Source organism: Paenibacillus illinoisensis NBRC 15959 (assembly GCF_004000925.1).
In the GTDB taxonomy this organism is placed as follows: domain Bacteria; phylum Bacillota; class Bacilli; order Paenibacillales; family Paenibacillaceae; genus Paenibacillus; species Paenibacillus illinoisensis.
The window spans coordinates 128,168-149,334 of record NZ_BIME01000013.1 but is presented as its reverse complement, the minus strand read 5'-3'; the positions used below and the strand labels follow the sequence as shown (position 1 = coordinate 149,334).

Here is a 21,167-nt window from a genome sequence, read left to right as displayed (position 1 = left end):
TCATTGTCTCGTGCTGCCAGGGAATTTTTGTTCCTGCAGGTCATTGGCAATGGCAATCATTTCTTCCTTCGTGACCGTTCCAAACAAGCTCATGTTGACCGAACCCATCATCCACTGAAAAGTATTATATGGCGGGCCGATGGATACAAAAGCATCACTACCGTCAGCTAATTTGACTACACTGGTTTCACGAAGCATGGTCCCTTGGATGACCTGCCCTGGCTTAACATAGTAATAATCAAATTGAATAATTTGTTCTTCACCATTCACGCTATCACCCGTGTAGCGGACTCTCATACGATCGGATTTATAATACTCATCTGAATCGACCGGAATTTCAGGATTCACGGTAAGTTCAAATTTTATCTCTTTAAAACGCTCGGGTATTGCTCTTGACAACAAAAAGTCACCATTGAATCCCGAGCGGGCTATTTCTTCCGTTACGACGATATCATCAAATAAAATGTCTTTCTCCACGGTTTGTTTTGGCAACTCCTCGGCCTCCTCGCCAGTAGCAATTGTAGGAGCTTCGTTAAGTCCGGGTTCAGGCGGTGGGAGTGTTTTGGCAGTAGAAGGATCTGCGCCAAGCTGTGCGGTGCGATCTTCAATAATGATGGATTTCATACCATTGCCCCAATCCTTGATTGACTGAACAAAAGGGGAAACGGCCTGCGTTCCGGATGGCAGACTGAAAATGACGCCACCGATCGTTAGGGAGGCAGCTACCACAACGGACAATTTCAAGGTACGCATTCTTTTCTTTCTGACAGCAATCCGGGTAATTTCCTTTTGAACACGGAGCCAGGATTGATGCATCTGCTGGGAGTCAGGGGCAGGGGGAGCAGAGAGAGCCTGATTGAAAGCCTCATCAAAGGCCAGATCAAAGACGGCATCAAAATACTCTTCTTCTTGCTCTGTATGATAATGCTCAATATGTCTATCTGACTTGCCTTTGCTCAATGGTCCCACCCCATTCCTTATGTAATTGCTTCTTGATACTACCTCGGGCCCTGAACAAACGTTGTTTCACAATTTCTTCCGAAGTGTCCAGCAGCTCAGCCATTTCCCGATAGGACAGACCTTCTTTCCAGCGCAGCTCTATTAATACCCGGTATTCGGGTTTAAGTTGCTCCAGATAGAACTCAATAGATTCCTGCATCATTTGCGTCTCCACGGTACTCTCTACGGAAGCTGCTGTCTGATTGATCGTCTCCATATCTATAAAAACACTATCCGTATCCAGTTGGTTACGGTTATTTTTATTTTTTCTAAGATAATTAATGGCGGTATTCCGGGTGACGACCTTAAGCCAGGCTTTCAGTTTAACTTCGTTCTCGAAAGAGGGTTTGTTTTTAATAATTTTAATGAATGCTTCCTGAATAATGTCTTCTGCTGCAGCACGTTCCTTGATGATATAAACGATGAGTCCATGAACCATATTATAGTATTCGTAATACACTTCTTCCTGAAGTGAAGGGCTCAAATTATGGAAATCTGAGGCCAAGAGTAATTGGAGCCGATTGGCCATGATGTTCTCCTTTCTGGTGAACAATCCACAAACATTGGTATCATTTCATTTTACAACATTATATGGAAACGATACAATGGGAGGTTGCTAAGACAACCTTAGAAAGGTACTCGCCGAAACCAAAATAGGCTGCCTGCCAAACCAGTCATTCTGGTCTGCAAGACAGCCTTAAGATATCGATACAACGTGATTATTCATTGGAAAAGCTTAAAATGCCCAATCTCCATTCAGGAAGACCGCTTCCCGTTCTCCGCTTGCGGTAATGCCATAAATGTTGGTTTCCGGAGAACCCATCATGAAGTCTACATGCGTGATGCTGGAATTCATGCCACGAGAAGCAAGTTCTTCGGAGGACATGGTTTTTCCGCCTTCCATATTGAAGGCATAGGAACTGCCGATCGCGAGGTGGCATGAGGCGTTCTCATCATACAGCGTCGTGTAATATAGAATGCCGCTCTCTGAGATCGGAGAATGGAAGGGTACAAGTGCAACCTCGCCAAGATAGTGAGATCCTTCATCCATGTTGATTAATCTTTCCAGCGTATCCTGACCTTCTTCCGCATGAAAATCAACGATTCGGCCACTCTCAAAAGTGAGAGAGAAGCGATCGATAATACTTCCGCCATAACTCAGCGGTTTGGTGCTGGACACTGTACCGTTGACACCATATTTGCTAGGAGCAGTGAATACTTCCTCTGTCGGAATATTAGCTACGAATCGAGTCCCTTGTTCATTTACACTGCCCGCTTGTGCCCAGATATGACCTTCAGGTAGTTCAACCGTCAGATCCGTTCCAGGGGAGACAAAATGGAGTGCTTTATACTTTTTGCTGTTTAGGGCAACTGCTTTATGTTCCAATCGATCGATATGCTGTTCCCAAGCTTCAACTGGATGATCCAAATCTGCTCTGACAGCGGCAAAAATAGCTTCCCAAAGCTGCTTCATCTGCTCAGCGGCTGGCAGGTCGGGGAACACTTTTGCAGCCCAGTCCGGTGAAGGGCAGGCAACACCTGTCCAGCTCATTTTGTCAGCCTGCTGATACTGTCGGTATTTGGCCATGGCTTGTCCATATGTACGCTGATGGGTCGAAATTCGTTCAGGATCAATCCCTTTGAGCAGATCTGGACTTGAAGAGAGTACGGTCAGAAAGGCAGCGTTGTTCGCTGCAAGCTCTTCAAGTTCCGCAGCATGCCACTTGGGCGGCTCTTGGAATGATTCCAGCGGAGCCATCTCGAATCTTAGGCGATTGACAGTTTCATCTCCATATTTTACGATGACTTGCTTGGCTCCGGCTTCGTATGCTTTACGAACGAGCAGGCGTACAAATTCAGCGGTATCGATCATGGCGCTGATGACCAGAATTTGACCGGGTTGTACGTTGGCCCCCACCTTAACTGCCAGCTCGGCATAACGATCCAATTTTTGTTCAAAAGTTAACATGGTAGTGACCTCCGTATCTATAATTTTGCCTGCTTACGCAGGAAAAGAGAGGAGTACTCTCCTCTCTTCATGTAGCGTAAAAATTAGAATGCCCAGTTACCTTGCAGGAAGATCGGTTCTTCTTTTCCTTCGGAAGTAACACCGTGAATGTTCATGTCAGCCGATCCAACCATGAAATCCACATGGGTAAGGCTGGAGTTCAAACCATTATCGATCAGTTCTTGCTTCGACATCGTTTTGCCGCCTTCCAAGCAGAATGCATAGGCATTACCGATGGCCAAGTGGTTGGATGCATTTTCATCGAACAGGGTGTTATAGAACAGGATGTTCGTATCGGAAATCGGTGATTTATGGGGAACAAGAGCGACCTCACCCAGATAGTGCGCACCTTCATCCATTTCGATGAGGTTTTGCAGGGCATCATGTCCTTGTTCTGCAGTAAAATCAACAATACGGCCATTCTCGAAAGTAAGAGAGAAGCCATCGATCAGATTCCCACCATAGCTCAGTGGCTTGGTGCTGCGAACGGTGCCATTGACACCCGTTTTCAGCGGAGCCGTAAATACTTCCTCCGTTGGCATGTTGGCGATGAAGACATGACCCTGTTCATTCACACTACCACCGGATACCCAGATGTGTCCTTCTGGAAGTTCGATGGTCAGATCTGTTCCAGGGGCAGTATAGTGAAGTTTTTTATATTTTTTCGTATTGAGCAGATCAGCACGGGAATCGAGGTTTTGCAGATGTGTTTTCCATTCGGAAACGGCATCCTGCTCGCCAATACGAACGGTTTTGAAAATAACATCCCATAGCTTATCCACTTGCTGCTCCGCAGGCAGATCCGGGAATACTTTGGCAGCCCATTCCGGGGAAGGGACTGCAACGATGGACCAGCTGAATTTATCAGCCATCTGGTAGGCACGATATTTCTCCAGTGCTTTTCCGCGCACTTTTTGACTGGTAACAATACGTTCTTGAGCCACACCATTCAAGAGGTCAGGGTTTTCCGCGATGACATGCAGGATGGCAGCCCCTTCTTCTACGAGTTCTGTCATTTCACCCGCAAACCATTTCGGTTCGATAGAGAATGCCTCATCCGGTGCGAGATCATAATGAAGACGTGTTACGGTTTCATCACTCCAGTTTACTTTGACCAGCTTGGCACCTGTTTCATAGGCAGCCTTCACGATCTTGCGTACAAAGTGTGCTGCAGTGATTGGTGCATTTACAACGAGTGTTTGTCCAGGATGGACGTTTACTCCCACTTTGACAGCTAGTTCCGCGTACTGCTGTAGATGAAGCTCAAAATTATTATTCATGCTATATTCTCCTCCTGTTATATAAGGTTTCCGTAGCTCGTTCACTGGAACATGAAGCCCTCAAATCATGTATGTATGGATACCCCCGAGGACCTTCATTTGAATAAGGTATACGTTGCTACGATATATATTGTACAATTAACCAATAATAATTACCAAACTAGGTTTACCATAATTGTTGTAGACCTGTTACAGATGAGAGATTAAAGGAGTGTATGTTGGTGAATATCGAAATTATTCGTGCCGAGATGCGTCGGGAAGACGAGAAATCCTATATTGGAACAACCGTTTTTCGTGCAGAAGGGGAAAAGTCCATTTATGAGGTAACGTTCATGAGCAAGAACGGCAAAGATTGGGATTATAGTCTCCATTTCACGGAGCAATCCGGTGATGAAGAAGAACTTCTGCGGATGGACGAGCTGCTCGAAAACGACGACGATGTATACGACAAGCTGCTTGACGCGGCATTGGATGCCTTTCCTGCGTAATCAGAGCATAGGAAGTTGTTCTATTATGTGAATGAACAGACTATACTAGACGGTGTGTGCCCGAACGGGTATGCATCGTCTATTTTTAATTAGATGAGGGGAATAGATATCCCAAAAAGGGGCAGTCTATGGATGGCAAACAGAGGGACAATCGCCTGAATGGGAGGTAACCGTGGATGACATCTGACAATCTGATCACAGCAGGAATGACGGGGCTTGAAGAAGTCGCGCATGATATCCTCAGTCTGCGTACATTATTTGTTAATGTAGTATTCATCGGTGAACCGGGAAGCAGGAACTGGATTCTAGTGGATACCGGGATGGCGGGATTTACGGATCATATTGTGCGGATCGCAGCAGAACGGTTTCAGGGACCGCCGTCCGCCATCATATTGACACATGGTCACTTCGACCATGTAGGTACTGTAATAGAGCTTGAACAGTTCTGGGGTGTTCCCGTCTTTGCCCATTCAATGGAATTACCTTATTTAACGGGCCTTAAAGATTATCCACCAGCCGACCCTTCCGTAGGTGGGGGACTGATGGCAAGATTGTCATTTGCCTATCCGAACGAAGCAATTAACCTGGATGATCGCATCTTCAGCCTGCCGGAGGACCATTCGGTACCTGGTATGCCAGGATGGCGTTGGATCCATACTCCAGGACATACACCTGGTCATGTGTCGCTCTTTCGCGAGGAGGACCGTTTCCTGATTGCGGGAGACGCCATTATTTCGGTAAAACAGGAATCGCTATGGAGTGTACTGCTGCAGGATGAACAGATGCATGGTCCACCTGCATACTTTACGACGGACTGGGACGAGGCTCATCGATCCGTTCATATGATCAGGAACTTGGAGCCACGCGTCGTGGTCACGGGGCATGGACATTCGCTGACAGGTGATTTCTTGCGTGATTCGCTTGAGCAGCTTGATCAGGATTTTGAACAGGATGCTGTGCCGGAGCACGGCAAATATGTCGATTAAACGATATGAAATGAACATTTGGAGGACAGCCGCGAACAGTGCAGCTGTCTTTTTTGTCGCCTGATGATGAAAATGTTCTATATCACAGATTGGTATTTTGTGCCCAGTCATGATATATTCGAGCCGTATAATATAACCCTAGTATGCAGGAGGTACATATAACAATGACACAGAATTCAGCGTATGAGGAGCAATTTGGCGGAATTCCGGCGGTATGGCTTCGATTCAATCAATTTGAGGCGGCCGTAATTCCAAGCGTGGGTGCGAACCTGGTTGCGTTTCGTGATACAGAACGCGGTCATCGCTATCTTCGTGAACCTGATTTGAATAATATGGATGCATTCAAGGCTGCTCCGGCCGTGTACGGCATTCCCGTTCTTTCTCCGCCGAATCGCTATGAAGATGGCCGCTTTCCTTGGAATGGCGAAATCTATCAATTACCTGTAAATGAACCTGCTACGGGCAATCATTTGCACGGATTTTTACACGAGGCAGATTGGAAGGTAGAAGGATATGGAACGACTGAACTGGAGAGTTATATCCTGCTGAGCCAAGAGATAAAAGAAGGACACCTTTTCCATCAATATTTGCCGTTCACGTTCACGGTAACGCTTCGTTACTCTCTTGACAGCACAGGGCTCCAGCAGCAGCTGAAGGTTCGTAATAACGGCAAAGAGCGCATGCCCAATTTGTTCGCGTTCCATACAGCCATTAATGTCGCCTTTGTACCCGACAGTGATTTGTCGGACTATACCGCCAAAATCACCATCGGTCAGCGCCGTGAACTGAATGAACGTTCTTTGCCTACCGGGCAATTTCAACCGCTTTCACCGAATGAGGAGAAGTTGAAGACAGAAGGGGTTAGCCCATTCTTCGAATCCATGGATAATCACTATACAGCGGAACCCCAGAATGGTCGAAATTATATGGAGCTCACGAACCAACGTACAGGGGACAAATTTGTTTATGATGTTGGAGCTTCATACAAACACTGGATGATCTGGAACAACAACACGGAAGGTGGATTCTTCTGTCCTGAACCTCAGATGAACCTGGTTAATGCACCGAATGTACAAGGACTACCTGCCGAAGAAATCGGATTAGTTGGACTTGAACCTGGTGAGATCTTCGAACAAGCCAGTCGTTTGTATCCAATCTATTCGTAATTTCATGAGTCAATAAACGATTGCGTGTTTTGACGTACGCTTACAATTTTGTCGAAAAGGTGAAAATCTGAACGACAATCATGTATAATATGACGAGATGATTAAATTTTCGAGAAATAGAATTCATCTTTTTGGAGGAGGAAAATCAAGTGGAATACCGCATTGAAAGAGATACGCTCGGAGAGATGAAGGTACCAGCGGACAGACTATGGGGGGCTCAGACACAGCGCAGTAAGGAAAACTTCCCGATTGGTCGTGAGCATATGCCGATGGAAGTTATTCGTGCACTTGCCATTTTGAAAAAGAGTGCTGCAGCGAGCAACCATAAGCTCGGCAAGCTGTCTGCCGCCAAATCGGATGCGATTGCCTATGCAGCGGACGAGATCATTGCCGGTCGGATTGACGATCATTTCCCGCTTGTTGTATGGCAGACTGGTAGCGGCACGCAGTCCAATATGAATGTGAACGAAGTCATCGCCAATCTGGGTAATCAGCTTCTTGAACAGAAGGGCAAGGAAGAGCGTTTGCATCCGAATGACGATGTGAACATGTCCCAGAGCTCCAACGATACGTTCCCGACAGCTCTGCATGTTGCAGGTGTACTTGCTGTCGAAGACCAGCTCTTGCCAGCCATTGCTGTACTCAAATCTACCTTTGCAGACAAATCCGAAGCTTTCAAGGATATTATCAAGATCGGACGTACCCATTTGCAGGATGCTACTCCTATCACACTCGGACAGGAGATCAGCGGCTGGGAAGCGATGCTGGACAAGAGTGAGCGCATGATTCGTGATAGTGTTCAATATATGAAGGAACTGGCCATTGGTGGTACCGCAGTGGGAACAGGCATCAATGCTCATCCTGACTTTGGCGATTATACCGCCAAGGAGATCGGCAAACATACAGGTAAGGATTTTGTATCCGCACCAAACAAATTCCACGCACTTACAAGTCATGATGAAGTCGTTTACGCCCACGGCGCTGTTAAAGCGCTTGCAGCTGATCTGATGAAGATTGCCAATGACGTGCGCTGGCTTGCAAGTGGTCCGCGCAGTGGACTCGGAGAGATCCGCATTCCGGAGAATGAACCGGGCAGCTCCATCATGCCAGGCAAAGTGAATCCAACCCAGAGCGAAGCACTGACAATGGTTGTAACGCAAGTGATGGGGAACGATGCTGCCATCGGATTCGCGGCAAGTCAGGGTAACTTTGAGTTGAATGTGTTCAAACCGGTCATTATTTATAACTTCCTGCAATCCGTACAACTGCTTGCGGACTCCATTATTGCTTTTAACGATAAATGTGCAGTGGGTATTGAACCTAATCTGGGTCAAATCGAACATAACCTGAACAACTCGCTTATGTTGGTTACTGCTCTTAATCCGCATATTGGATATGAGAACGCAGCCAAGATTGCGAAGCTGGCTCATAAAGAAGGCTTGTCTCTGAAAGTGGCTGCTCTGCAGACCGGGTTGCTTACCGAAGAGCAGTTCGATCAGTATGTGGACCCAGCGAAAATGATTGCTCCGAAAGCTTAAGTTTTTTTATAGTGCAAAAACACTAGAGGAAGAAACGACCCGCATATGCAGGTCGTTTTTTCTTGTTAAGAATATATCCAAACCTTCTTGACTATGTCTGAATTTGTCAGAGCTTACAACCCCAGAATAGTCAGACTGCACCCACATGACCGAAATGCGTTTAACCCCAGAATGATAACCTTGTACTATGTCAATGACGATATAAGCCTAGATTGGATATAATGCTTGTCAGACTTCATGTATCCATATAAACTACATATGCAGATCTAAATTGTTGTGCGTGAATTGATTGATTTCATTGGAGGTTTCCGCGTTGTCGAAGAAGAGAAGGTTTACGATACGCTCCAAAATTTTGTTGGGCTATCTAGTGGTTGTATTGTTATTTGGAGCTGCCTTGCTGGTTCTATCGGCTCAAATTAACGAATTGCAAAAAGAAAACGATTTTATAAGCCATCATGACCTCGAAGTACATAACCTGACCAATGCCATTGAGAAGGATGTACTCGATATGGAGACTGGACAGCGAGGATTCATGCTAACAGGAAAAGACAGCTACCTGGAGCCCTACAATCAAGCACTCTCGGAGTGGAATTCGAACTATGACCAGTTATACGGACTCATTAGTGATAACCCATCCCAACAGCAGAGATTGCAAACGATCAAAACGCATATTCTACGCTGGATTGAGGTTGCAGCAGAACCTTCCATTGCATTGAAAAATCAGGGTGATCAGGAGCAAGTGATTACGTTTTTCCAATCCGATCCGGGTAAAAACGAAATCGATTTGCTTCGTTCACAACTTGCAGGCTTTCGTAATACAGAAATTGCTTTGACGGAAGCACGAGTAACCAGTCTTGCCGAACGCAGTTCCACCCTGCTTACGATCATGTATACCCTGTGGGCTGCCATTGCTGCATTTTCAATCGGAGCAGCGATCATGATTTCTGGTAATATTGTCAAAACGCTGCGTGACGTAAGACAAACTATTCGTAATATTTCCCAAGGCGGCAATTTGGCAGAACGGATTCATGTGCGAACCGAAGATGAAGTGGGTGACCTTGGACGGGAGACTAACAAGCTGCTCGATAAAGTGCAGGAGCAGAATCGCGTGAAGGATCAGCTTACGAGTATCGCTACACTCCTGCAGAACCCGACTAATCTGGAGGGTTTGTCACGTCTTTTCCTGAACGAGCTTGCCATTCTGCTGGAGGTTCCCTACAGTGTACTGTACTACTGGAAGGATAATCGGCTCTTGCGCGTAGCTGCTTATGCAGCAGATGGAGACAAAGAGCACTCCATCGGCAAAGTGTCACTTGCACCAGGCGAAGGGCTCGTGGGTCAAAGTGCGGTGGAGAAACGGATACTGCGTATGAATGACTTGCCACAGAACTATATTCGAATCTCTTCGGGACTAGGCCATGCTTCTGCAACATCTCTTACAGTCGTGCCTGTGATCTTCGAAGGACGAACGATCGCGGTCATAGAGTTGGCTTCATTAAAGCCATTGCAGGAGAACGAACTCGAACAGCTCCATGAATTAGTTGAAATATTCAGTGTATCTCTACACTCCACAGCGACACGCATGGAACTGCAGCAGTTATATGATGAATCCCAGGTACTGAACGAGGAGCTCCAAGCTCAATCGGAGAAGCTTCAGCTGCAAACCGAGGAAATGCTGTCACAAACAGAAGAACTGCAGATGCAAACCGAAGAGCTGCATATGCTGAACGAGCGTCTGGAATTGCAAAAACATGCAGCAGAAACGTCAGCGAGCGAGCTTGCGAGTGTAGCAGACCAGCTGCGGACAAGTTCGGGATATAAATCTGAATTTTTGGCTAATATGTCACATGAATTACGTACTCCCCTGAATAGTATGCTCATCCTGTCCGAGATTTTGGCTGAAAACAAACATGAGAACTTGAGTAGCGAAGAACAAAAATACGCATCGGTAATTCATACTTCAGGCAAAGATTTGCTTAATCTGATCAATGACATTTTGGATCTGTCCAAAGTGGAGGCAGGGGAGATGGACATTGATCTTGGCGAAGTTTATCTCGGTGTCCTGCCGGAGACGATGAATCAGTATTTCTTAAAAACCGCTGAGCAGAAAGGAATCGACTTCCGGATTCAGATGCAAAGCCATTTACCGGAAACGATAGTCACGGATGAGATGCGCTTGCATCAGATTCTAAGAAACCTGCTCTCTAACGCTTTTAAGTTTACAGACGAAGGCGAAGTTGCTCTGACGATCTCCCGAATGAATCTGGCAAGCCCTGAACCAGGTGGTTCAGAGGCGGATGTTATTGCATTTTCGGTCAGTGATACGGGGATCGGCATCGCAGACGATAAGCTGCTGCAGATCTTTGATGCATTCAAACAAGCGGATGGCGCGACTGCAAGGAAATACGGTGGAACCGGACTCGGCTTGTCCATTTCCCAATCTCTTGCGACTTTGCTCGGGGGTTCCATATCGGCGACCAGTCGTGAAGGACAGGGCAGTGTATTTACTCTTTTCTTGCCATTGAGACCAGAGGAGCCTGAGACAAGGAATAACTCACGACTATTCTTGAACGAAGCAGCTACAACGATTCCCATCGTGGGATCTCTATCTAATACATCAAAAGATGAGATTCTGCTGACACCTCTGGAAGAATCGTTATTAAGGGGGCGCCAAGTTTTTGTCGTAGATGACGATATTCGTAACGTATATGCTCTTGCGAATGCACTTGAACAGTATGGCATGCATATCATTACCGCGCAGAACGGGTATGAATGTCTGGAGATGCTGGAACGCGGGGAAGCCAATCCCGATATTATTTTGATGGATATCATGATGCCGGAACTGGACGGTTACGATACGACACGTCAGATTCGGGAGCGATTGAAGCTTACCCAGCTGCCGATCATTGCATTAACGGCTAAAGCCATGAAAGAAGATCGTGATAAATGCATTGCAGCAGGTGCCTCGGACTATATTAGCAAGCCGCTGAATATCAAAGAGGTAATCTCCCGAATGAAATTGTGGCTTAGTCCGGAAACGCTAGAGATTTAAGAACTTATTTACCGCAAATCAATCATTTCATACACATTATAAAACCAATGATAAATTGCCAAGCTCACGCTGCAATGATGTCATTGGTTTTATTTTTGTCATGTAAGCTCTGAAATCAAATTTGATGTTATAATACTTAACAAATAGTTTGATTCCGATGAAGTGAATGGGTTGTTAACCCTGGAGAAGAGCTTTTCATTTCCATTATAAGAGAAAAATATAACTTAATAAGTTATATATGTGGGAGGTCGTGTCTATGCAGCTTACGGTTAAAGAGGCTTTGCAAGTATATCCGTTGTCTGAGGCCAGACTCGTTGCCGGCGGGGAGGGGACTTCACGGATGATGAAATCCGTTAACGTCATGGATGCCCCAGATATCGCGGATTGGATTAAATCCGGAGAGTTGTTATTCACAACCGCTTTTATCATGAAAGACAATGAAACAGATGCCCTTCGATTAATGCGCAGACTAAATGACCGCGGATGTGCAGGACTCGGCATTAAACTCGGACGTTTCTGGCAGTCCATTCCCCAAGGGATCATAGAAGAGGCGGACCGTTTACGTTTGCCGCTGCTGGAATTGCCATTCCAGTTCACGTTTTCGGACCAAATGAATGCTCTGTTCAAGGCGGAACACGAGCGAAGTCACCGGCTGCTGCATGAAGTTGTACAGAAACAGAAGAAGCTAATGCATTTTGCATTACAACAACAGCAGCAGCATCGAAATGTGTTTGCCGAGCTTGCGACTGTATTAAACTACCCGCTTGCAGTTATAGGCTCCAGGGGGCATGTACTCTATGGTAGTGAGACGATTGCCGGAGATGCATTGGTACAGGGGTGGCCATGGAAATCCGTTATGCATCGCGTGAAATGGAATCAGGGCAGTTGTCATCGGGTTCCCATCAAACAAAATGATGAAGAGTATGGGTTTCTGCTCGTGTTTACAGATTCAGCCCTCTCCCTGAGGGCAGAGGAAGAATTATTTCAGCAGGCTGCGGACGTACTGGCATTTTATATGGATATGACCTATCGTGAACACATTAATCCGACTGTGCAGGATGAGATGCGTACATTGTTAACCCAATACCTCGATAATAAAATGACGGTGGAGGAGCTGACCAGACTCAGTGAGAACAAAGGCGTTCATCTGTTTCAGGGTACTTATCAATGCGTGCTCATTACGCTGGAACCTTCGGTTTTCGCCGAGGGGAAGCTGCTGAAGCAAATTCATCGTGAACTGCAATATAATCCATTGATGCAATTTACGGCGTCGCAGCATTTTCAGATGGAAGATGGCATTCTGTCGATATATACATGCCCGACAGGGCGCGACTATGGGGAGGAACTTTCGAGTTTTCTACTCAGTCGCTTCGCGGATGTATTATCTGCTCAGGAGGCAAAAGGAGCATCTGTGCCGAGATTCTGGATTAGCAAAATGAAACATGAGCCCAAATCATTACGTGAAGCTTATCAGGAATGCCTGGATACCCGGCAGCTGGCACGCCGCTTCGGAATGAAGGATCGCGCACTCCAGTTCGAGATGTTGGAGTTTGCCTATGTGTTCCAACATGTCCCGGATAACATTATGGAGAATTACTGTAATAAAGTACTGGAACCTCTGCTGGCTAGAGATGGGGACCCTAATCACATATTGATGAACACACTCGAATCTTTCATTGAGAACGATGGACTGATCAACGAAGCTGCGAAGCAGCTGTTTGTTCACCGCAACACCATTACGTACCGCATGGAGAAAATCGGAAGTCTTCTGCAGATGGACTTTAAAAAAACGAATGACTTGCTAAAGTTAAAACTGGTATTTACGTTCCGTAAATTTGGCCGGGATAAAAGAACCGAAAGACCATAAGGATGCATTAGACAGAGAGTGAACAGATCGCAGATAGAAATACACAACTCGAACAAATCCAGAGTTGCCGACTTTTGTGCTTCATAACTATCATCATAATTTAGATCAAAAACCGTACGCCCCTTATCTGGCGTACGGTTTTTTAGATTATGTGACATGAAGACCCTTAATCCCTGTGCACAGATAACAGTTCGTGAATATGATGTTATGTTATATTACAAAATTGCGTAGATATTATTGCTGCATCCTGCCCTGGACCTTAAAATGAAGAACAACAATTCACAGTAGACCGGAGGTTCTGACATGAGCGATTTTATGAAACTCGTTAACAGCTGGTCTGTCACACAGTTCGTGCATACCTTTGGTGGCTTATTTGAGGAATCACCTTGGGTGGCTGAACGTTCCTGGACTTTGCGACCCTTTAATTCATTAGAACACATGATGAATATCATGAAACATGTTGTTGAAACGTCTGACGACGATGTCATCCTGCAGCTGCTGCGCAACCATCCCGATCTCGGCGCAAGAATCAGCATGAGCAGCAATTCTGTGAAGGAACAAGCTGGTGCTGGACTGGATTCTCTCTCCCCTGAAATGTATGACGAATTGAATCAATTAAACAAGGAATATACAAGCCGATTCGGCTTTCCATTCATATTGGCGGTAAAAGGTCATACCGCTCAGTCCATTCTCGAATCGATGCGTCAGCGTCGCTCGCGAAATAGGGATGAAGAATTTCAAACGGCTTTAAATGAAGTATTCAAAATTGCATTTATCCGGCTGGAGAAGTGGCTGGTTCAAATTGGGCATGAACATGAAATTGAACCGAAGCCTGCTGTGGTGCCGAAACGAACCATGTATTACGGCAAAGGTGACGTGTGGTTGTATCGCTCCTATGCCAAACCTCTAACCGGGATCGGATCAATACCGGAATCCCCTTTTACCGGAAGAAGCAATGTTCTCTTCGGCATGAACATTAAGATAGCTGTGCAAGGGGATGCATTCTTGCCTTCGTTTACGGAAGGGGATAATTCCAGCATCGTGGCCACGGATTCCATGAAGAATTTTATTCTCAAGCACGCTGCGAGTTATACCGGTGCTACCGTTGAGGGATTTCTTGCGTATGTGAGTCAGCTCTTTCTTGAGAAATACCCTCAAATGATGAAAGTTCAGATGACCGCGGATCAGATCCCTTTTGAAGATGTACCCATTGGAGCCGATGGAAGTTATCGATCAAGCACGATGGTATTCCGGTATTCGCAAAATGATCGGGGTACGGCAGCAATAGAGGCAGAACGAAACGGTAATCAAATTGAATGGAGTAACCATTTCAGTGGTCTAGCTGATCTGCGACTGATCAAGGTTAAGGGTAGTGAATTTGCGGGATTTATCAAGGATGAATATACCTCGCTGCCTGAGACAAGAGATCGTCCCTTGTTCATTTTTCTGGATATCAACTGGCGGTACCACGACCCAAGAGATGGAATGGATGATACGCGCGGACGTTATGTGGCTGCTGAACAAGTAAGTGATATTGCTGCTGCGGTGTTCCACGAATGCCGATCTGCATCCATTCAACATTTGTTGTATCAGATCGGACTCCGTATATTGAAGCGATTCGGGCAATTAACTGAAGTATCGTTTGAATCCAACAATCGGACATGGGATACGGTACTGGAAGAAGTGGCCGAAGGAGAAGGCAAGGTGTATACCGAGCCCAGACCACCATACGGGTTTCAAGGTTTTTCAATGACTAGGGAAGACCTTGAAGCAGAGTACAATGATTCGAAGAGAGTAGGTAGATCGTAATGACAGAGGCTGGAGGACGCATAACAACACACGTACTGGATACATCCAAAGGAGTACCAGCCGAGGGAGTTCGGATCGCACTGCATCTGGTCCAAACGGATGGAGAATCGGAGTCCAGGATAAAAGTTACCGAATCGGTGACCAACGGTGATGGCCGTCTGGATGCACCCTTACTGGACGGGGGCCGGCTGGAGCAAGGCATTTATGAGCTTCATTTTGACGTCGAAAAGTACTATGCAACTCGTTCACCTGAACAATCGGTGCAAGCATTATGGACGGTTGTACCCATCCGTTTTGCCGTATCCGATACTGAAAGTCATTATCATATTCCTTTACTAATCGCTCCAGGAGGTTACAGTACATACCGCGGAAGCTGAATAATTTTGAACACTGGTTCTGACACAGGGAGGGCATCCAAATGGCAAATTTTGATTCGATCATCCGGGGAGCCCGGGTCGTGTTAAAAGATCGTGTACAGCAGCTGGACATTGGTATCCAAGATGGGAAAATCACAGCTTTATCCGCTCAACTGAAGGTTGAGGAAGGAACTGAGGTAGTCGAAGCAGCTGGTTTCACCGTTATGCCTGGCGTAGTGGATATCCATGTTCATTTTAATGAACCGGGGCTGGCCAGTTGGGAAGGATTCAGTTCGGGATCGGCTGCGCTTGCTGCAGGAGGAATTACCACTTATGTTGATATGCCGCTTAATGGAGTCCCACCAACGACAAGTCCGGAAGCTTGGAATATGAAAAAGCAAGCTGCCCAAGATCGCTCCTATGTCGATTATGCATTCTGGGGAGGGTTAGTTCCGGGTAATCGGCAGCAGCTAATGAACTTAGCTGAGTCCGGCGCAGCCGGATTCAAGGCATTTATGTCGGAGCCGGGCGGAGAAGGAGAGGACATCTTTGCAAGAGCCGATGAGCAAACGCTTTTGGACGGAATGCACGAGATAGCGAGGCTCAATCGTGTACTCGCCCTTCATGCCGAAGATGAAGAAATGGTTGCACAGCTTGGCGCGAGAAGCATTGCCGAAGGAAAGACAGGGCCAATGGATTATGTGAAATCCCGTCCTGCAGAAGCAGAAGTCTTAGCCGTCACCAGGGCGCTTCAATATGGAGAACAAACCGGGTGTCCGCTGCATTTCGTGCACATCAGTACGAGAGAAGCGTTAGAACGAATTGCGGAAGCCAAGGGGCGCGGTCAGGACGTCACCTCTGAAACTTGTCCTCATTACCTGACGCTCACAGAACAGGATGTAGTTCGGTTGGGCGCTGTGGCGAAGTGTGCTCCACCTCTCCGCAGCAGCGCCGAACAAGAGACATTATGGGATGCGCTGGCATCCGGGCTTATTGACGTCATCGCATCCGATCATTCACCGTGCCCACCATCCATGAAACAGTCGGACAATTTTTTTGAAATATGGGGCGGGATTTCCGGTGCGCAGAGCACGCTGCTGATCATGCTGGATGAAGGTCATCTTCGCCGCCGTTTAAGCTTGCCTTTACTCGGAAGGGTTCTTGCTTTGCAGCCGGCCAGAAGGCTCGGGCTTGAGAGTAAAGGAGAAATTGCGATCGGTAAAGACGCGGACCTCGTGCTTATTGATTGGAATACGAGTACCACATTAAACGTGGACGATTTGCTATATACCCATAAACAGAGTCCATATATCGGACGTACATTTGCATGTGCCGTAGCTGAAGTGTACTGCCGAGGGATCAAAGTATATAGCGAAAAGGGAGGGCTATCATCTAATCCTGCAGGTCAGTTTATTGCTGCTGGCTCGTATGGGAAAAATGGCACACGCGGAACGGAGGAGTATCATGACAGAGTTTGAAACGTTCATGGGTTCCGAGACGGAAGAGCCGATTCTTCCCTTGCCGCAGCTGGAAGAAGTGAAGCTTCAAGGCATGCTGGATTGGCTGTCCACATTCGGAGCTGATGCCAAAGGCGGCGTAACTCGCCTGTTGTATGACAAAGCCTGGTGCGAGGCACAGCATGCCCTGGCTGCACGGATGGAGCATATGGGACTGCTTCCCGAATTCGACCAGTCCGGCAATCTATATGGCACGTTACGAGCTGCAGATTCTGCAGCAGGAGCTGAGCAGCTCCCAATTGTGACCGGATCACACATTGATTCTGTCGTTTACGGTGGAAGGTATGACGGCGCCTACGGTGTAGCAGCAGGAGTACTCGCTCTGGAGTACTTACGACGACATTTCGGGGCGCCGAAGCGTACGCTTCAAGTAGTTTCGCTATGCGAAGAGGAAGGAAGCCGATTTCCATTTGCCTATTGGGGATCACGAAGCATTACGGGGATCACCTCTCTTGAAGACATTCAACATTTGACGGATAAGGATGGAATACCTTTTTCACAAGCGATTCGCGAAGCCGGATTCGGGTCAGACAGTTGCTACAGACCGGCTGCTCAAAAGTATGGTGCCTTTATCGAACTTCACATCGAACAAGGTCAGGTGCTTGAACGACTTGGTCATTCGATTGGAATTGTATCCGATATCGTTGGTCAGAAGCGATTGAGTATTTCGATTAGTGGCGAAGCGAATCATGCGGGTACAACGCCTATGTCATGGCGGAAGGATGCACTGGCAGGTGCAGCCGAGATGATTACGGCGGTTAGGACGATTGCTATGGCAGCAGGTGAACCCCTTGTGGCAACTGTTGGCCGGATCACTGCTGTGCCTGGTGTAGGTAACGTGGTCGCGGCACATGCCGAATTCTCGCTTGATATCCGACATATCCGGCAGGAGAGTATTGATCGGTGCTGGCATGACATGCTTCAGGCATTTCTTCAGATTGCATCGAAACTGCAGCTTGAATTGAACTGGGAAGAACACTTGTCGGTTGCTCCGATTCCAATGAACGAACAGATCACAGCGGATATTCAGAATATTTGCAAACAGGAGCAGCTGTCCTATATGCATATGCCCAGCGGAGCTGGCCATGATTCACAGATTTTTCAGCCAGCCTGCCCGACAGCGATGATCTTTGTACCAAGTCAGGGCGGGATCAGTCACAGTCCCCTTGAATTCACAGCTGAGGAGGACCTGATGCGAGGATTTCGGGTTCTTGTTCAGCTACTTTATAAATACGGTTACGGGAGTTGATTGACCATGTCCAGCTATAGAGAATTATCTCCGTCCTTGCGAACCATCATGACCCCGGGACCAGTAGAAGTCGACCCCCGAGTTCTAAGGGCTTTGTCCTTCCCGATCCTCGGACAGTTTGATCCGGAGTTTACGTCCCTGATGAATGAAACGATGGTCATGCTGCGTGAATTATACATGACAAACAATGAGTGGTGTTATCCGGTAGATGGCACCTCACGTTCCGGTATTGAAGCCGTGTTGGTTAGTTTGATCCAGCCGGGGGATAAGGTATTGGTCCCTATATACGGACGGTTTGGACATTTGCTTGTAGAAATATCGGAGCGCTGCGGTGCGGAAGTTGTATGTATTGAAACGACTTGGGGATCGGTCTTTGATCCAGAAGAAGTGATCAAGGCCATTCACACTCATAAGCCGGATATTGTGGCCATGGTTCATGGAGAGACATCCACCGGCCAGATGCAGCCCCTCGCCGAGATCGGCAAAGTATGCCGTGAATTGGATCTTCTTCTCGTCGTTGATGCGGTTGCGACCATAGGTGGTACGCCCGTTAAGACCGATACCTGGTATCTGGATGCGGTAATGGGCGGAACGCAGAAGTGTTTATCCGTTCCTTCCGGCATGGCCCCATTGACATATAACAGCCGCGTAGAGAAAAAATTGATGAGTCGCAAAACGGTCGAACGCGGACTCCGTGACACGACAAGCGCGAGGGCAGAGGGACGAACCATTGCAAGCAACTATTTTGACCTGAGTCAGCTGCAGGATTATTGGAGTTCTGCCCGGCTGAATCATCATACAGAAGCTACATCGATGCTCTATGGTTTACATGAAGGTTTGCGAATTTTGCTTCAGGAAGGACTGGAAGCGCGTTTCGAGCGGCATCGGATTAACGAAAGCGCGCTCGTCGCCGGAATTCAGGGTATGGGGCTTCAAATTTATGGAGACATGTCCAGCAAACTTCCGGTAGTTACGTGTATCCATATTCCGGAAGGGATCGATGGCGAATCAGTACGAAGCATGCTTTTACATGATTTCGGCATCGAAATTGCGAGTTCATTTGGTCCTCTTAAGGGGAAAATCTGGCGAATTGGAACCATGGGCTTCAGCTGTCAGCGCAAAAACGTACTGCATGTGCTTGGTGCACTGGAGGCGGTTCTGCTCCGTCATCGCCACGGGCTACCTGCGGGGGAGGCAGTGCAGGCAGCACTCGACGTGTACGCTGGAAAGGAGGAAGCCTTATGTTAAATCAGATGCCCGTGTCCAGAGAGGTGATGGTCACCTCACCACATTATCTGGCGAGCGCGGTTGGAAGCTCAATTCTCCAAAAGGGTGGTAACGCTTATGATGCGGCTGTTGCGGTGAGCGCAGCACTGGGCGTAGTTTATCCGCACATGACTGGACTTGGGGGAGATGCCTTTTTCCTCATTCACGATGGAGCAAGCGGTGAGATTACCGCTTATAACGGAAGCGGCCGCTCGGCAGCAGGTATTCATGCCGATACGTTCAAAGCAATGGGCATGAATGCCATTCCCCAGCGCGGTGTGCTCAGTGCGATAACGGTTCCGGGAATGGTGGATGCATGGTGGGAAGTGTGGTCCCGCTACGGGCGATTACCATGGGAGCAGCTGCTTGAACCAGCCGTGCAGTATGCGGAGAAGGGATGTCCGGTATCGCGCAATCTGCGCCTGTGGCTGGAACGGGATGAAGATTTCATTATGGGCCATTCCCCGCTGCGAGCGGTATTTGCCCCTTACGGCACACTGCTTCAGGAAGGTGAGCTGCTCGTCCAGACCGAGCTGGCTGCTTCCATTCGCCTGATTCAGGCGGGAGGACGGGATTCTTTTTATACAGGAGAGCTTGCAGATCGTCTGACTTCAGCGATTCGAGAAGATGGCGGCATGCTGGCACCTCAGGACTTTGCAGCACACAAGGGAGAATGGGTAAAGCCTGTTAGCACGGAATACCGGGGTTATCAAGTGCATCAAATGCCGCCCAACTCGCAGGGATTCTCCATATTGATGATGTTAAATATGCTCGAACACATAGATCTTTCTTCCGTAGGTCGGACTTCGCCGGAGTTCTACCATCTGATGGCCGAAGTGGTGAAAAAGGCATTTCGTGATCGTGACCGGTACCTCACTGATCCTGACTTTCGCGAAATTCCCTTGAATCAATTGTTATCGAAGACTTACGGGGATGAGTTATGGAATGAGATCCAATCTGCACCTCCAGTAGCACAGCCCTTCTTGTCCAAAACGATCGGGCAGGATACTGCCTACGCTGCTGTGGTCGATCAGGAAGGCAACGCCGTCTCGTTTATTCAAAGTCTGTACTTTGATTTTGGCGCAGCCTACGTTCCGGGAGATACTGGCGTAATTATGCAAAATAGAGGGTCCTTTTTCTCTCTCGATTCGACAGATGCGAATGTGCTTGAACCGAATAAACGCTCTTTTCATACGCTCATGCCTGGTCTTGTCACCCGCAATGGGAAGCCTTATATGCTTCTGGGTACACAAGGCGGAGAAGGGCAGCCTCAGACGCAGTTATCCGTACTTACGGGCGTTCTCGACTATGGTCTGACCATTCAGGAAGCAATCGGTCTACCACGCTGGGTCTACGGACGGACGTGGGGTGAAGAAGGCGACACGATGCGGGTGGAGAATCGCTATCATGAAGACGTATGCGAGACGCTGGCTCGCTGGGGACATAATGTGGAGATCAGAGCGCCATGGGATGACATTATGGGTCAGTCGCAAGGGATTGTCATCCGTGAGGATGGCATGATTAGCGGAGCTGCCGATCCCAGAGGAGATGGCATGGCCATCGGATGGTAACCACGCTTGGTTGCT

The 21,167-nt window shown here is 47.6% G+C and carries 16 protein-coding genes; 12 read left to right on the top strand and 4 right to left on the bottom strand.

The genetic code is table 11. The features are described from left to right. The 4 genes from PIL01S_RS25245 to PIL01S_RS25230 form a co-directional block, all read right to left on the bottom strand. Complete coding sequence (locus PIL01S_RS25245) at positions 1–960, bottom strand: hypothetical protein (protein ID WP_127540188.1); 960 nt, start codon at positions 958–960, stop codon at positions 1–3. Continuing rightward, positions 938–1,528: an RNA polymerase sigma factor gene (locus PIL01S_RS25240; RefSeq protein WP_095287110.1), complete on the bottom strand. Its 591-nt coding sequence runs from the start codon at positions 1,526–1,528 to the stop codon at positions 938–940. Before PIL01S_RS25240 ends, PIL01S_RS25245 begins: the two co-directional genes overlap by 23 nt. A gap of 207 nt (positions 1,529–1,735) precedes the next feature. Continuing rightward, positions 1,736–2,968, bottom strand: a complete 1,233-nt coding sequence (locus PIL01S_RS25235; protein ID WP_127540186.1) for an aminopeptidase — start codon at positions 2,966–2,968, stop codon at positions 1,736–1,738. A gap of 83 nt (positions 2,969–3,051) precedes the next feature. Next, the gene (locus tag PIL01S_RS25230; RefSeq protein ID WP_127540184.1) at positions 3,052–4,287 is read right to left on the bottom strand and encodes an aminopeptidase; all 1,236 of its coding nucleotides are present in this window, start codon (positions 4,285–4,287) and stop codon (positions 3,052–3,054) included. A 215-nt stretch (positions 4,288–4,502) separates the two neighbouring features. Here PIL01S_RS25230 and PIL01S_RS25225 point away from each other — a divergent pair, with 215 nt between their 5' ends. The 12 genes from PIL01S_RS25225 (at position 4,503) to ggt (ending at position 21,152) form a co-directional block, all read left to right on the top strand. Further along, positions 4,503–4,775 carry a hypothetical protein gene (locus tag PIL01S_RS25225; protein ID WP_221192408.1) on the top strand — a complete coding sequence of 91 codons (273 nt, stop codon included), beginning with the start codon at positions 4,503–4,505 and terminating at the stop codon, positions 4,773–4,775. A gap of 176 nt (positions 4,776–4,951) precedes the next feature. Next, a complete protein-coding gene (locus tag PIL01S_RS25220; protein ID WP_127540182.1) occupies positions 4,952–5,761 on the top strand; it encodes an MBL fold metallo-hydrolase in 810 nt (269 codons plus the stop codon). Positions 5,762–5,925: 164 nt separating this feature from the next. After that, on the top strand, positions 5,926–6,927 hold the full coding sequence (locus tag PIL01S_RS25215) for an aldose 1-epimerase (protein ID WP_127540180.1): 1,002 nt from the start codon (positions 5,926–5,928) through the stop codon (positions 6,925–6,927). Between the two features lie 149 nt (positions 6,928–7,076). Next, positions 7,077–8,465, top strand: a complete 1,389-nt coding sequence (gene fumC / locus PIL01S_RS25210; protein ID WP_127540178.1) for a class II fumarate hydratase — start codon at positions 7,077–7,079, stop codon at positions 8,463–8,465. 313 nt (positions 8,466–8,778) lie between these two features. Beyond that, positions 8,779–11,517, top strand: a complete 2,739-nt coding sequence (locus PIL01S_RS25205) for a CHASE3 domain-containing protein (RefSeq protein WP_246058554.1) — start codon at positions 8,779–8,781, stop codon at positions 11,515–11,517. A gap of 256 nt (positions 11,518–11,773) precedes the next feature. Further along, positions 11,774–13,384 (top strand): PucR family transcriptional regulator, encoded by a 1,611-nt coding sequence (locus PIL01S_RS25200; protein WP_127540174.1) that lies wholly within the window; start codon positions 11,774–11,776, stop codon positions 13,382–13,384. Between the two features lie 303 nt (positions 13,385–13,687). Next, positions 13,688–15,193: a factor-independent urate hydroxylase gene (pucL, locus tag PIL01S_RS25195; RefSeq protein WP_127540172.1), complete on the top strand. Its 1,506-nt coding sequence runs from the start codon at positions 13,688–13,690 to the stop codon at positions 15,191–15,193. Next, entirely contained in the window at positions 15,193–15,570 is a 378-nt protein-coding gene (gene uraH / locus PIL01S_RS25190; RefSeq protein ID WP_127540170.1) for a hydroxyisourate hydrolase, read from the top strand. The genes pucL and uraH overlap by 1 nt, the downstream gene beginning before the upstream one ends. Positions 15,571–15,611: 41 nt before the next feature. Continuing rightward, positions 15,612–17,027, top strand: coding sequence for an allantoinase AllB (gene allB / locus PIL01S_RS25185; RefSeq protein ID WP_127540168.1), 1,416 nt, complete (start codon positions 15,612–15,614; stop codon positions 17,025–17,027). Beyond that, positions 17,014–18,315, top strand: coding sequence for a Zn-dependent hydrolase (locus tag PIL01S_RS25180; protein WP_246058553.1), 1,302 nt, complete (start codon positions 17,014–17,016; stop codon positions 18,313–18,315). The genes allB and PIL01S_RS25180 overlap by 14 nt, the downstream gene beginning before the upstream one ends. Before the next feature lie 6 nt (positions 18,316–18,321). Then, positions 18,322–19,563: a pyridoxal-phosphate-dependent aminotransferase family protein gene (locus PIL01S_RS25175; protein ID WP_127540166.1), complete on the top strand. Its 1,242-nt coding sequence runs from the start codon at positions 18,322–18,324 to the stop codon at positions 19,561–19,563. Then, positions 19,557–21,152 carry a gamma-glutamyltransferase gene (ggt, locus tag PIL01S_RS25170; RefSeq protein ID WP_127540163.1) on the top strand — a complete coding sequence of 532 codons (1,596 nt, stop codon included), beginning with the start codon at positions 19,557–19,559 and terminating at the stop codon, positions 21,150–21,152. Before PIL01S_RS25175 ends, ggt begins: the two co-directional genes overlap by 7 nt. Positions 21,153–21,167 lie beyond the last annotated feature (15 nt).

Coding starts and splice junctions, on each gene's coding strand:
- PIL01S_RS25240 (WP_095287110.1), bottom strand. CDS start 1,528: ATGGCCAATCGGCTCCAATTACTCTTGGCCTCAGATTTCCATAATTTG.
- PIL01S_RS25235 (WP_127540186.1), bottom strand. CDS start 2,968: ATGTTAACTTTTGAACAAAAATTGGATCGTTATGCCGAGCTGGCAGTT.
- PIL01S_RS25230 (WP_127540184.1), bottom strand. CDS start 4,287: ATGAATAATAATTTTGAGCTTCATCTACAGCAGTACGCGGAACTAGCT.
- PIL01S_RS25225 (WP_221192408.1), top strand. CDS start 4,503: ATGTTGGTGAATATCGAAATTATTCGTGCCGAGATGCGTCGGGAAGAC.
- PIL01S_RS25220 (WP_127540182.1), top strand. CDS start 4,952: ATGACATCTGACAATCTGATCACAGCAGGAATGACGGGGCTTGAAGAA.
- PIL01S_RS25215 (WP_127540180.1), top strand. CDS start 5,926: ATGACACAGAATTCAGCGTATGAGGAGCAATTTGGCGGAATTCCGGCG.
- PIL01S_RS25200 (WP_127540174.1), top strand. CDS start 11,774: ATGCAGCTTACGGTTAAAGAGGCTTTGCAAGTATATCCGTTGTCTGAG.
- pucL (WP_127540172.1), top strand. CDS start 13,688: ATGAGCGATTTTATGAAACTCGTTAACAGCTGGTCTGTCACACAGTTC.
- uraH (WP_127540170.1), top strand. CDS start 15,193: ATGACAGAGGCTGGAGGACGCATAACAACACACGTACTGGATACATCC.
- allB (WP_127540168.1), top strand. CDS start 15,612: ATGGCAAATTTTGATTCGATCATCCGGGGAGCCCGGGTCGTGTTAAAA.
- PIL01S_RS25180 (WP_246058553.1), top strand. CDS start 17,014: ATGACAGAGTTTGAAACGTTCATGGGTTCCGAGACGGAAGAGCCGATT.
- PIL01S_RS25175 (WP_127540166.1), top strand. CDS start 18,322: ATGTCCAGCTATAGAGAATTATCTCCGTCCTTGCGAACCATCATGACC.
- ggt (WP_127540163.1), top strand. CDS start 19,557: ATGTTAAATCAGATGCCCGTGTCCAGAGAGGTGATGGTCACCTCACCA.